The sequence below is a fragment of the Herbaspirillum sp. Her3 genome (assembly GCF_057961275.1).
In genome coordinates this window covers 3,500,259-3,511,796 of record NZ_CM176328.1, presented here as the reverse complement: position 1 = coordinate 3,511,796, position 11,538 = coordinate 3,500,259, and the positions used below count along the sequence as shown (strand labels likewise).

At 61.9% G+C, this 11,538-nt stretch carries 10 protein-coding genes; 8 read left to right on the top strand and 2 right to left on the bottom strand.

The genetic code is table 11. The annotated features are described in order from the left end of the window. Nucleotides 1–376: 376 nt before the first annotated feature. The 4 genes from rluC (at nucleotide 377) to ACVC5H_RS16010 (ending at nucleotide 3,710) form a co-directional block, all read left to right on the top strand. Nucleotides 377–1,444, top strand: coding sequence for a 23S rRNA pseudouridine(955/2504/2580) synthase RluC (gene rluC / locus ACVC5H_RS16025; protein ID WP_489618802.1), 1,068 nt, complete (start codon nucleotides 377–379; stop codon nucleotides 1,442–1,444). 123 nt (nucleotides 1,445–1,567) lie between these two features. Next, on the top strand, nucleotides 1,568–2,227 hold the full coding sequence (locus ACVC5H_RS16020) for an HAD-IIIA family hydrolase (protein ID WP_489618801.1): 660 nt from the start codon (nucleotides 1,568–1,570) through the stop codon (nucleotides 2,225–2,227). Nucleotides 2,228–2,238: 11 nt separating this feature from the next. After that, on the top strand, nucleotides 2,239–2,613 hold the full coding sequence (locus ACVC5H_RS16015) for a Rieske (2Fe-2S) protein (protein ID WP_489618800.1): 375 nt from the start codon (nucleotides 2,239–2,241) through the stop codon (nucleotides 2,611–2,613). Nucleotides 2,614–2,663: 50 nt separating this feature from the next. After that, nucleotides 2,664–3,710, top strand: a complete 1,047-nt coding sequence (locus ACVC5H_RS16010; protein WP_489618799.1) for a S49 family peptidase — start codon at nucleotides 2,664–2,666, stop codon at nucleotides 3,708–3,710. A 75-nt stretch (nucleotides 3,711–3,785) separates the two neighbouring features. On the opposite strand, the gene ACVC5H_RS16005 is transcribed toward ACVC5H_RS16010, so the two are convergent. After that, complete coding sequence (locus tag ACVC5H_RS16005) at nucleotides 3,786–4,550, bottom strand: SAM-dependent methyltransferase (RefSeq protein ID WP_489618798.1); 765 nt, start codon at nucleotides 4,548–4,550, stop codon at nucleotides 3,786–3,788. Between the two features lie 200 nt (nucleotides 4,551–4,750). On the opposite strand from ACVC5H_RS16005, the gene ACVC5H_RS16000 reads away from it, so the two are divergent. Then, nucleotides 4,751–6,208, top strand: coding sequence for a Ppx/GppA phosphatase family protein (locus ACVC5H_RS16000; protein ID WP_489618797.1), 1,458 nt, complete (start codon nucleotides 4,751–4,753; stop codon nucleotides 6,206–6,208). A 288-nt stretch (nucleotides 6,209–6,496) separates the two neighbouring features. After that, entirely contained in the window at nucleotides 6,497–7,531 is a 1,035-nt protein-coding gene (locus ACVC5H_RS15995; RefSeq protein WP_489618796.1) for an extracellular solute-binding protein, read from the top strand. An 83-nt stretch (nucleotides 7,532–7,614) separates the two neighbouring features. Here the strand turns inward: ACVC5H_RS15995 and ACVC5H_RS15990 are convergent, their stop codons facing one another. Further along, a complete protein-coding gene (locus ACVC5H_RS15990) occupies nucleotides 7,615–8,769 on the bottom strand; it encodes a GNAT family N-acetyltransferase (protein ID WP_489618795.1) in 1,155 nt (384 codons plus the stop codon). A 119-nt stretch (nucleotides 8,770–8,888) separates the two neighbouring features. On the opposite strand from ACVC5H_RS15990, the gene ACVC5H_RS15985 reads away from it, so the two are divergent. Beyond that, on the top strand, nucleotides 8,889–10,946 hold the full coding sequence (locus tag ACVC5H_RS15985; RefSeq protein ID WP_489618794.1) for an NAD(+) synthase: 2,058 nt from the start codon (nucleotides 8,889–8,891) through the stop codon (nucleotides 10,944–10,946). Between the two features lie 170 nt (nucleotides 10,947–11,116). Further along, nucleotides 11,117–11,455, top strand: a complete 339-nt coding sequence (locus tag ACVC5H_RS15980) for a P-II family nitrogen regulator (RefSeq protein ID WP_145602603.1) — start codon at nucleotides 11,117–11,119, stop codon at nucleotides 11,453–11,455. Nucleotides 11,456–11,538 lie beyond the last annotated feature (83 nt).

Genomic DNA, 11,538 nt, shown 5'->3' with positions numbered 1-11,538 from the left:
CTGTGCGCTGCGGACCTGAACCGGAACACCGGATGCGAGTCTTGCCAGACTTTTATCCTGATGATCCAAACAATTCTGTTCCACTTCCAGGCGCGCTGTCCGATTGCAACTGCGGTGCAAACTGAACTCGCGCAGGGAAGGTGCGTACTCGTTTCGAGGCCTTTACGTGGACCAGGCAAGCGGCATGATCGGCTGTATTGTCAACCGTTGCAGCGCTTTTATTGCGTCTGCGATGCCGCGCGTCGTGGTTTTCGGGGCCCCCTTCGTCTATTTTGCAAATGAGCGAGGCTGACGAAGACTCCTCTTGTGTAGAATGTTCCTTTTTTATTCTACTGACGCCGTTTTTTGATCGGCGTCAATCGATTATATATTCAAAATGAAGGACTTAGCGAGATTTTCTAGGGGGGCTTCTGAAAGCGCCGCAGCCGCGCCCGCCTCCCGGAGTGCAGCAGCCTCGCAGAACCTTCCCCAGGTGCAGTTGCTGACCATTTCCGACGAAGAAGCCGGGCAGAGGATCGACAATTTCCTGCTGCGGGTCTGCAAGGGTGTGCCCAAGAGCCATATCTACCGTGTCCTGCGCTCGGGCGAGGTACGCGTCAACAAGGGCCGCATCGACCAGACCTACCGCCTGGCCGAAGGCGACGTGGTGCGCGTGCCGCCAATACGAGTTGCAGAGAAGCAAGAGCAGGTGGTGCCCGGCGCCGAATTCCGCATCCTGCTGGAAGACAGCCACCTGCTGGTCATCGACAAGCCCGCCGGTGTGGCCGTGCACGGCGGCTCGGGCGTGAGTTATGGCGTGATCGAGCAGTTGCGCGCCGCGCGGCCCCAGGCCAAGTTCCTGGAACTGGTGCACCGCCTGGACCGCGATACTTCGGGCGTTCTGCTGATCGCCAAGAAGCGCTCGGCCCTGACCAACCTGCATGACCAGATGCGCGAAGGCACCACCGACAAGCGCTATTTCACGCTGGTACAGGGCGACTGGAAGAATGCCCGCCAGCACGTGAAGTTGCCGCTCTTCAAGTACAGCACCCCGGATGGCGAGCGCCGCGTGCGCGTGCAGGCCGATGGCCAGCCCTCGCACACGATCTTTTCGCTGCTGCGCCGCTTCGGTGAATTCGCCCTGCTGGAAGCTGAACTGAAGACCGGCCGCACCCATCAGATCCGGGTACACCTCTCTTCCAGCGGTTTCCCCATCGTGGGCGACGACAAGTACGGCGATTTCACCCTCAACAAGGCCTTGCAGAAAGCCGATGGCAGTCGCATCGCCTTCAAGCGCATGTTCCTGCATGCCTGGCGCATCAGCTTCCGCCATCCCGAGAGCGGCGAGACGGTGACCCTGAAGGCCGGTCTGCCCGATGAATGCGCGCGTTTCCTGCGCAGTCTCGAAGGCGGTGCCGAGGGCGACCTGGTACCGCACAACATGCTGGCCGGGACAGAACAGTGAAGGGGTGCACGCAGTGGGCCGGGATGTGATACTTTCTGCCCGGCATTAACACAATCGCATGTCCATCTGCTAATTGCCGATCCGGCAATCCGCGGAGACATGCCAGCGGAAAGAGCTCGACACATGGCAAGAAAGCAATTTGACCTGATCGTCTTCGACTGGGACGGCACCCTGATGGACAGCACCTCCACCATCGTGCGCTGCATCCAGGCGGCCGCACGCGACCTGGGCCTGCCCATCCCCGACAAGAGCGCCGCGTCCTACGTGATCGGCCTGGGCTTGCAGGACGCCATGCAGGCCGCCATTCCGGATGTGGACCCGAAGTACTATCCGCGCATCGTGGAGCGTTATCGCCATCACTATCTCGGCCAGGACAAGGACCTGACCCTGTTCCAAGGCGTGCCCGAGATGCTGGCCGACCTGTCGCAGCAGGGTTACTTCCTGGCCGTGGCCACCGGCAAGAGCCGGGTCGGGCTGAACCGGGCCATGAATACCACCGGTCTGCTCTCCAAGTTCGACGCCACCCGCTGTGCCGATGAAACCTTCTCCAAGCCGCATCCGGCCATGCTGCAGGAACTGACCCGCGAACTGGGCCAGGACATGCACCGCACCCTGATGATCGGCGACACCACCCACGACCTGCAGATGGCCCTCAATGCCGGTGCCAAGGGCGTGGCGGTGGAGTTCGGCGCGCATCCGCCGGAGCAATTGCAGACCTTGGCGCCTCTTTATTCAGCCCGTTCCATCCGCGAGCTGCATCAATGGCTCAATGACCACGCCTGAGGCGGCTGCCCGTGACGACACCTGAAGATATCTTCATCTGCCCCTCAAGCGCCCTCCTGGAGGGCGGTCTGGGCAAGCGCTTTCCGGTGCGGGTGCATGGGAAAGCGACCACGGGCTTCGTGGTGCGTTATGGCGGGGTGGTCTATGGCTACCTGAACCGCTGTGCGCACGTGCCCATCGAACTGGATTGGGCCGAGGGAGAATTCTTTGAATCCAGCGGCCTTTATCTCATGTGCGCAACACACGGCGCGGTTTATGCGCCCGATACCGGAAAATGCAAAGGCGGACCTTGTACCGGCGCGCATTTGCGTAAGATCATGACGATGGAGCGCGACGGCCAGGTGGTCTGGCGTCCGGATGACATCGTTCAGCCCGCCGAGGCATGAGCTTCGCGGAAAAACCAGTGCAGTGCGATTGCGCTGCCTAGAGTGAGCCTATGAGCAACAACGAATCTGAAAACCCGCAAGACCGTCCCCCTCAGTCTTCCTCTTCTCCGGCTTCCGTGCCGCCTTCTTCGTCCATCCCCGCCAGCGTGCGCGAGGACAAGAAAAGCGGCTGGGAGCGCGACGTCCTGGAAAAACTGGCGCTGTTCGCCGTCAAGGAGCAGCGCGCCCGTCGCCGCTGGGGCGTGTTCTTCCGCATTGCCCTGCTGGCGGTGATCGTCCTGGGCGGCTGGATGGCCTTTGCCTACAACAAGATCGAGAGCGAGCCGCTGGGTCCGCATACCGCCCTGGTCGAGATCCGCGGCACCATCGAATCCGAAGGCCAGGGGTCGGCGGCCGTGGTCATCCCGGCGCTGGACAAGGCCTTTGCCGCCAGCGATTCGGTGGGCGTGATCCTGAAGATCAACAGCCCAGGCGGCAGCCCCGTGCAGGCCGGCATGATCAACGACGAGATCACCCGCCTGCGCAAGGAATATCCCAAGAAGCCGATCTACGTGGTGGTCGAGGAGATGTGCGCCTCCGGTGGCTATTACATCGCCGTGGCGGCCGACAAGATCTTCGTCAACAAGGCCAGCCTGATCGGTTCGGTGGGCGTGTTGATGGATGGCTTCGGCTTCACCGGCCTGATGGACAAGCTGGGCGTGGAGCGTCGTCTGCTGACGGCCGGCGAGAACAAGAGCTTCCTCGATCCCTTCAGTCCGCAAAGCCCCAAGCAGCGTGACTATGCGCTGTCGATGCTGGAGGAAATCCACCAGCAGTTCATCGAAGTGGTGCGCCAGGGCCGGGGTACGCGTCTGAAGGAAACGCCGGATACCTTCTCCGGCCTGGTCTGGACCGGCGCCAAGGCGGTCGAGCTGGGCCTGGCCGATGGCTATGGCACGGTCGACAGCGTGGCGCGTGACGTGATCAAGGCCGAGGACGTGGTGGACTACACCCAGACCGAGAATCTCTCCGAACGCGTGTTGAAGAAATTTGGCGTGGCCTTCGGTGCCGGTTTTGCCAAGACCATGATGTCGGCACCGCTGTCGCAGTTGCGATAAGCCGATCTGCAGCCCCCATGCAAAAGGCCGGTTGCTGATGCAACCGGCCTTTGTCGTTGTGGCGGGGGCGAGCGCTTATTCGGCCAGCAGCAGGAACACCGTGGGCTTCTTGTGGAAGTCCGGCGCCTTCTTCGCTGCCAGCGCCGCTTTCCATTGCGCAGCGGTCTGCGTGCGCACCGCTTCGGTAGGCAGCGACAGATCGGTGGCCACGCAGATCAGCGTGCCCGGCTGGCAGGACTGCGCCAGGGCCTCCAGCATGGCGCCGTTGCGATAGGGCGTTTCGATCAGCAGCTGGGTCTGCTTCTCCTTGCGGGAACGATCTTCCAGCTGGCGGATACGCTTGGTGCGAGCTTCGGCATCGGTGGGCAGATAGCCATTGAAGGCGAAGCTCTGCCCGTTCAATCCGCTGGCCATCACCGCCAGCAGGAGCGAAGAGGGGCCGACCAGCGGGCGCACCTGGATGCCATGCTGATGCGCCAGCCGCACCAGGTTGGCGCCGGGGTCGGCTACGGCAGGCACGCCGGCTTCGGAGATCAGGCCGCCGTCACGGCCCGCCAGCAGCGGGGCCAGCAGGGCGGGCAGGGCGGTTGCGGGTGTGTTGACGTTGAGCTCGCTGATCTGGATTTCCTGGATGGGCTTGGCCAGCGGGGTATTGCTCCCCAATAGTTTGAGGAAGGCGCGCGTGGTCTTGGCGTTCTCGGCCACGAAATAATCCAGGCGCGCCGCGATGGCCTGCACCTGGCGCGGGATGATGGCCTCCAGCGGATGCGCTGCGCCGGATTCGGCAGGAAGTTCGGGGCTTCCCAGCGTGTTGGGAACCAGGTAAAGAATGCCGGGCATGGAAGGGAAATGGGATAAATTGTATAAAATAATATGTGCAACGCAGCACGACGTCGCTGAGCCGCCATTCTACAGGGTGCAGGCTGTCATCAAAGTGTAATGCGCGCCCATTATCTTGTCGGAGTGGAGACAGGATGCGGTTTAAATTATTTAGCAATTGTTCGGGGCCATCCGCCCGGAGCCCTTGCGAAAGGAAATGCATGTTTGCTGCGGTAGATCTCGGTTCCAACAGTTTTCGCTTGCACATCGGCAAGTATGAGGACGACAGCATACGCGTCATCAAGAGCGCGCGTGACCCCATCCGCCTGGCAGCGGGTATCGACAAGAGCGGCAACCTGACGCCGCAGGCCTGCCAGAGCGCCATCGATTCGCTCACGCGCTTTCGCGCCATCCTGCGCGACTATCCGCTGACCGCCGTACGGGTGGTCGCCACCAATACCTTGCGCGTGGCCAGGAATGCCACCGAGCTGCTGCCCGAACTGGAGCGCGCCATCGGTTATCCGGTCGAGATCATTTCCGGCGAGGAAGAAGGGCGGCTGATCTACATGGGTGTGGCTGGCGTGCTCTCGGACGCCGGCGAAGAACGCATGGTCATCGACATCGGTGGCGGTTCCACCGAAGTCATCCGTGGCCTGGGCGAACATATCCGCCACGTCGAATCCTTCGGCATCGGTACCGTCAACCAGAGCCTGGCCTTCTTCCCTGATGGTGCGATCACGGCGGCGGCTTTCGAGCGTGCCATCATTTCCGCGCGCTCGCATGTGGAAGATGCGGTGCATCTGTTCAGCTTCGATGCGGCCAGTGTCAATGTCTATGGGTCTTCCGGCACCATGCGTGCCATTGCCGATACCATCGGCCGCAACAACATGGGCGACGGCCGCATCAGCCTGCCCAGCCTGGCCGACCTGATGCAGCGCCTGATCGATTTCGGCCATGTCAGCCAGATTTCGCTCGATGGCATGAAGCCGGACCGCGCCGGCGTCATCATGGGAGGGCTGGCGGTGCTGATCGGTTTCATGCAGGAGTTCGGCATCGAGGTCATCACGCCGGTGGAAGCCGGCCTGCGAATGGGCGTGATGTGGGACCTGCAGTTGCGCGCCACCAAGGCTGACCGCCGCGACCGTTCGGTGGAGGAATTCGCCCGCCGCTTCCATGTCGATGCCGCGCGCGCCCATGGCGTGGCCGATACCGCGCTGGGCTTCTTCCAGATCCTGAAGCCGGCCACCGATTCCTATGCCCGCTATCTCTTCTGGAGCGCACTGTTGCATGAGACCGGGCTGGTGGTCTCGCCCACCGGCTATCACAAGCATTCGGCCTACATGATCGCCAATGCCGACCTGCCAGGTTTCACTACGCGCGAGCAGCGGCTGATGAGTACCTTGATCCTCGGGCAGAAGGGCAACCTCAAGAAGATCAGCGAGATGCTGGCCGACGTCGATTTCGCCAAGGCGGTGCTGGCCTTGCGGCTGGCGGTGATGTTCCGCCATGCGCACATCACGCTGGATCTGGACAAGGTGCGGGTCAAGCTCAAGAGCCGCATCGACCTGGAGATCCGCCGCGACTACATCAAGGAACATCCGAGCATATCCTTCTGGTTCCAGAAGGAGCAGGAATGGTGGGCCGGCATCGGTGTGGACTTTGCGGTCAAGCTCATCTGACTGCTTCATATCGCTTCAACACGCCCTTGTCGCGCAGCTGCCGGCAAGGGCGTTTTTGTATCGTGCTGCGCCGGATGGATTCGCGTAGATGATAATGCTTCTTGTTTGTGATATAGTCGCCAGCGGTCCATGAACCGCTCGGGCATCACGCCCTGAATCCACAACGAGGCGATCCCGAGATCGCCCACTGCGACAGCCAAGTCCCACATCCCCGGACCGCCTTCCGCGCCAAAAGAAAACGCCGTTGCTGTGACGGCGGTTGTTCACTCTTTTTGAAAAGGATGGTCCATGTTCCACCGTCAACTCGCCGTCGGCGCCGTGCTGGCTGCCATTGCCGCTTCCAGCTTCGCGCAGGAGAAGGTCATCAATCTCTACTCGGCGCGTCACTACCAGACTGACGAAGCCCTCTACGCCGATTTCACCAAGGCCACCGGCATCAAGATCAACCGTGTCGATGGCGATGATGCCGGCATCCTGGCGCGCCTGAAGAGCGAAGGTGCCTCCAGCCCGGCCGACGTGATCCTGCTGGTCGATGCCGCGCGCCTGTGGAAGGCCCAGAGCGAAGGGCTGTTCCAGCCGGTCAAATCGAAGCTGCTCGACGAGCGCATTCCCGCCAACCTGCACAGCAAGGAAGGCAGCGAAGGCACGCAGTGGTTCGGCTTCTCCACGCGCGCCCGCGTGATCGTCTACAACAAGGCCAGCGTCAAGCCGGAAGACGTCGATACCTACGAAGCCCTGGGCGACCCCAAGAACAAGGGCAAGCTGTGCACCCGCAGCGGTTCGCATCCCTACAACGTGTCGCTGTTCGGCGCGCTGCTGGAACATGACGGCGCGGCCAGGACCGAAGCGGTGTTGAAGGGCATGGTCGCCAACCAGGCGCGCCAGCCGGTCGGTGGCGATACTGATCAGATCAAGGCGGTGGGTTCGGGTGAATGTGGCGTGGCCATTTCCAACTCGTACTACGTGGCGCGCCTGCTGCGTTCCACCAAGCCGGAAGACGTGGCGCTGATGGAGAAGGTCGGCATCGTCTGGCCCAACCAGAAGAGCTACGGTGCGCACGTCAACATCGCCGGTGGCGGTGTCGCCAGGCATGCCCCGCACAAGGCCGAAGCGGTGCAGTTCCTCGAATACCTGGCCAGCGATTCGGCCCAGCGTTACTTCGCTGAAGGCAACAATGAATGGCCTGCCGTGCAGAGCGTGAAGACGGAGAACCCGGCGCTGGTGAAGATGGGGCCGTTCAAGGCAGAAGTCATCAACGTGGGTGCGGTGGGGGCCAACCAGCAGAAGGTGTTGCAGATGCTGGATCGGGTTGGTTATAAATAATTAAAGGATTTAAATGATTTAAATCGTTTATATTTTTTTATGAGACCGGTCCGTGCGATGCGCGGGCCGGTTTTTTTGCGCCTTCAGCTCGGCGTATCCCGGAAGGGATTATGTTCGTTCAGCTCGGAAATATAGCCATCGATGCCATTGCTTTCCCGCGACAGGAAGTGCTCCACCGCATCATAGAACCCCGGATGCGCCAGCCAGTGCGCCGACCAGGTCTTCTGTGGCAGGAATCCACGTGCCATCTTGTGCTCGCCCTGGGCGCCGCCTTCGAACCAGGTGATCTTCTCGGCGATGCAGAATTCCAGCGGCTGGTAATACGCGGTCTCGAAATGCAAGCAGGGTACGTGTTCCAGCGCGCCCCAGTAACGGCCATAGAGCGTGTCGTCATCATGCACGGTCAGCGAGGAAGCAATCGGCTCATCGCCGCGCAGGGCCACCGTCAGCAGCAGGTGCTGCGGCATGGTGTCACCGATGCGGCCGAAGAAATCCAGGTTCAGGTAAGGCGTGGAGTAGTGCGCTGCATATGTGTGCCGGTAGCAGCGATTGAAGAAGCGCCAGTGCGCCTCGGTGATCTCGGCACCGCGCAGCCAGACGAAGCGCACGCCTTGCTCGGCCACCTTGCGCCGTTCGGCCAGGATGTTCTTGCGCTTCTTGCGGTCCAGCGTGTCGACGAATTCCGCAAAATCGCCATAACCTTCATTGTGCCAGTGGAACTGCACGCCACTGCGCAGCAGGAAACCGTCGTCAGCCAGTTGCTGCGCCTGTTCCGGCGGGGGATACAGGATGTGCGTGGAGGAAACTTCACTTCGCTCCTGGAGCGCCCGTAATGCGGCCACCAGGCCGGCACGGGCGGTCTCGTCGATGGCCATCAGGCGCGCGCCCCGGACCGGCGTGAAGGGGATGGCCGAGAGCAGCTTGGGGTAGTAGTCCACGCTATGGCGCTGATAAGCCTCGGCCCAGGCCCAGTCGAAGACGTATTCGCCGTAGGAGTGGAACTTGCGGTACAGGGGCAGGGCGGCCACCAATTGCTCTTCTTGGGCATCGCCCTGCCACAGCGTCAGGTAATGCGGCTCCCAGCCGGACTCCGGACTGGCGCTGCCGCTCTCGTGCAGGGCATGCAGGAAGGCGTAGGAGAGGAAGGGATTGCCCTCGGCCTGGGCCGCTACCAGTGCATCCCAGCGCTGTTGGCCGATCTCGGCCAGAGAAGAAACGATTCGCGTGCGATAATCCATGGACTGCGAGTGACCTGCGGAAGTTGGCGCGGCCCACGGCCCGCTCGAACAGGCATTCTACGCAAAATGAACAGAACGCGTCGCCGCGCCGGCGATCTGCACGGAGTCCCGAACACGCTATGCAAAGCCCCTTCTTCAATCTCTACAGCCACGGTTTCGCCCGCGTCGCAGTGGCGGTGCCGGACTGCAAGGTGGCCGATCCCGGCTTCAACGCCGAGCGCACCATCGCCCTGGCCGAACAGGCCGCCGCCCGTGGTGCCGCCCTGGTGTCTTTCCCCGAACTGGGCCTGTCGGCCTACAGCTGCGAAGACCTGTTCCAGCAGCGCGCCTTGCTGGAAGCCTCCCTGCAGGCCCTGCAATCGGTGCTGGAAGCGTCCATGCGCATCTCCGCCGCGCTCATCGTGGGCATGCCGCTGAAGGTCGATCACCAGCTTTACAACTGCGCCGTGGTGGTCCATAACGGCCGCATCATGGGCGTGGTGCCCAAGAGCTACCTGCCCAACTACAGCGAATTCTACGAAGCGCGCCAGTTCAGCAGCGCCGATTGTGCCGTCACCCGCCGCACGCGTCTCTTGGGGCAGGACGTGGACTTCGGCAGCCATCTGCTGTTCGAGATCGGCAATATCCCCGACTTCCGTTTCCATATCGAGATCTGCGAAGACGTCTGGGTGCCGATCCCGCCGTCGTCCTTCGCGGCGCTGGCCGGGGCCACCGTGCTGGTGAACCTGTCGGCTTCCAACGTCGTGGTGGGCAAGTCGGGTTATCGCCATCAGCTAGTGTCGCAGCAATCGGCGCGCTGCCTGGCGGCCTACCTGTATTCCTCGGCCGGCAATGGCGAATCGACCACCGACCTGGCCTGGGATGGCCAGGCACTCATCTGCGAGAACGGCGAACTGCTGGCCGAGTCCGAGCGCTTCGCCGACGGCGGCCACGTGATCTATGCCGACATCGACCTGGAACGCCTCTCGCGTGAACGCATCCACCAGACCACCTTCGGCCAGTCGGTGCGCCGTCATGCGGACGAAGTGCGCCGCTTCGAGGTAGTGCGCTTCGATGTGCAGATTGCGCAGGAACAGGCATTGCCGCTGCAGCGCCGGGTGGCGCGTTTCCCGTATGTGCCGGCCAATGCCGAACAGCGCGAACTGCGCTGCCGCGAGGTCTACAACATCCAGGTGCAGGCGCTGGTGCAGCGGCTGTCCTCGTCGGGGTTGAAGAAGGTGGTCATCGGTGTGTCGGGCGGGCTTGATTCGACGCACGCGCTGCTGGTCTGCGCCAAGGCCATGGACAAGCTGGGCCTGCCCCGTTCCAACATCCTGGCCTATACCATGCCCGGCTTTGCCACCAGCAGCCGCACGCTGGTGCAGGCGCATCAACTGATGGCACAGGTCGGCTGCTCGGCGCAGGAAATCGATATTCGCCCCAGCTGCGAACAGATGCTGAGGGATCTGGGCCACCCGTATTCGCGCGGCGAGCCGGTCTATGACATCACCTTCGAAAACGTGCAGGCCGGTGAACGCACCAATCACCTGTTCCGCCTGGCCAACCATCATGGCGCCATCGTGATCGGTACCGGCGATCTGTCCGAACTGGCGCTGGGATGGTGCACCTATGGCGTGGGCGACCACATGTCGCACTACAACGTCAATGCCAGCGTACCCAAGACCCTCATCACCCACCTGGTGCGCTGGGTGGCCGAATCCGGTTCGCTGGAACTGAAGCAGCCGGAAGTGCTGATCCACATCCTGGAAACCGAGATCAGCCCGGAGCTGGTGCCGGGCGCATCGGACGGCGAACCGGGTCAGCGCACCCAGGACTTCATCGGTCCCTACGAGCTGCAGGATTTCAACCTGTACTACATCCTGCGCTATGGTTTCACTCCGGCCAAGGTGGCTTTCCTGGCCCACAGCGCCTGGCAGGACCGCACGCTCGGCCACTGGCCGGAGGGTTTGTACGGCGCGCGCAACCAGTACAGCTTGTCGCAGATCAAGAAGAACCTGGGCATCTTCGTCTATCGCTTTTTCAAGACCAGCCAGTTCAAGCGCTCCTGTGTGCCCAATGCACCCAAGGTCGGCACCGGTGGCTCGCTCTCGCCGCGCGGGGATTGGCGTGCGCCCAGTGATGGCGAGGCCACCGTGTGGCTCAAGGATCTGGAGCGTATTCCCGATCTGGACGGCTGAAAGCGGCTTTTTATGGTCCAGCTTGTCCAATAAGGTTGAAAGCTGTCCAAGCCTGATTGACAATGTGCAAGTGGGCAAGGCGCCGCGGCCCTGCCAGTAAAATAACAACAATTGCTTTATCCGCTATTCAACAGATCGTTTCTTTACGACATACCAAGAGAGGAATTGCCATGAAACAAGTGACCGCCATCATCAAACCGTTCAAGCTGGACGAGGTGCGTGAATCCCTCGCCGAAGTCGGCGTCACGGGCCTGACGGTCACCGAAGTGAAAGGCTTCGGTCGCCAGAAGGGCCACACCGAACTCTATCGCGGTGCCGAATACGTGGTCGACTTCCTGCCCAAGGTCAAGATCGAGGTCGTGGTGGATGACAATGTGGTCGAGCAGGCCGTGGATGCCATCATCAAGGCCGCCCGCACCGGCAAGATCGGCGACGGCAAGATCTTCGTGCAGGAAGTGGAGCAGGTGATCCGTATCCGTACCGGCGAAACCGGCCCGGATGCCGTCTGATCCAGACCTGCTGAGCGCATTGCGAGAAACCGGCCGCTGGCCGGTTTTTTTACGTCCATTGTCCGCTGCAGAGGTGTTGCAAG

Coding starts and splice junctions, on each gene's coding strand:
- ACVC5H_RS15990 (WP_489618795.1), bottom strand. CDS start 8,769: ATGGATTATCGCACGCGAATCGTTTCTTCTCTGGCCGAGATCGGCCAA.
- ACVC5H_RS16010 (WP_489618799.1), top strand. CDS start 2,664: ATGAGCAACAACGAATCTGAAAACCCGCAAGACCGTCCCCCTCAGTCT.
- ACVC5H_RS15985 (WP_489618794.1), top strand. CDS start 8,889: ATGCAAAGCCCCTTCTTCAATCTCTACAGCCACGGTTTCGCCCGCGTC.
- ACVC5H_RS16000 (WP_489618797.1), top strand. CDS start 4,751: ATGTTTGCTGCGGTAGATCTCGGTTCCAACAGTTTTCGCTTGCACATC.
- ACVC5H_RS16005 (WP_489618798.1), bottom strand. CDS start 4,550: ATGCCCGGCATTCTTTACCTGGTTCCCAACACGCTGGGAAGCCCCGAA.
- ACVC5H_RS16020 (WP_489618801.1), top strand. CDS start 1,568: ATGGCAAGAAAGCAATTTGACCTGATCGTCTTCGACTGGGACGGCACC.
- ACVC5H_RS15980 (WP_145602603.1), top strand. CDS start 11,117: ATGAAACAAGTGACCGCCATCATCAAACCGTTCAAGCTGGACGAGGTG.
- rluC (WP_489618802.1), top strand. CDS start 377: ATGAAGGACTTAGCGAGATTTTCTAGGGGGGCTTCTGAAAGCGCCGCA.
- ACVC5H_RS15995 (WP_489618796.1), top strand. CDS start 6,497: ATGTTCCACCGTCAACTCGCCGTCGGCGCCGTGCTGGCTGCCATTGCC.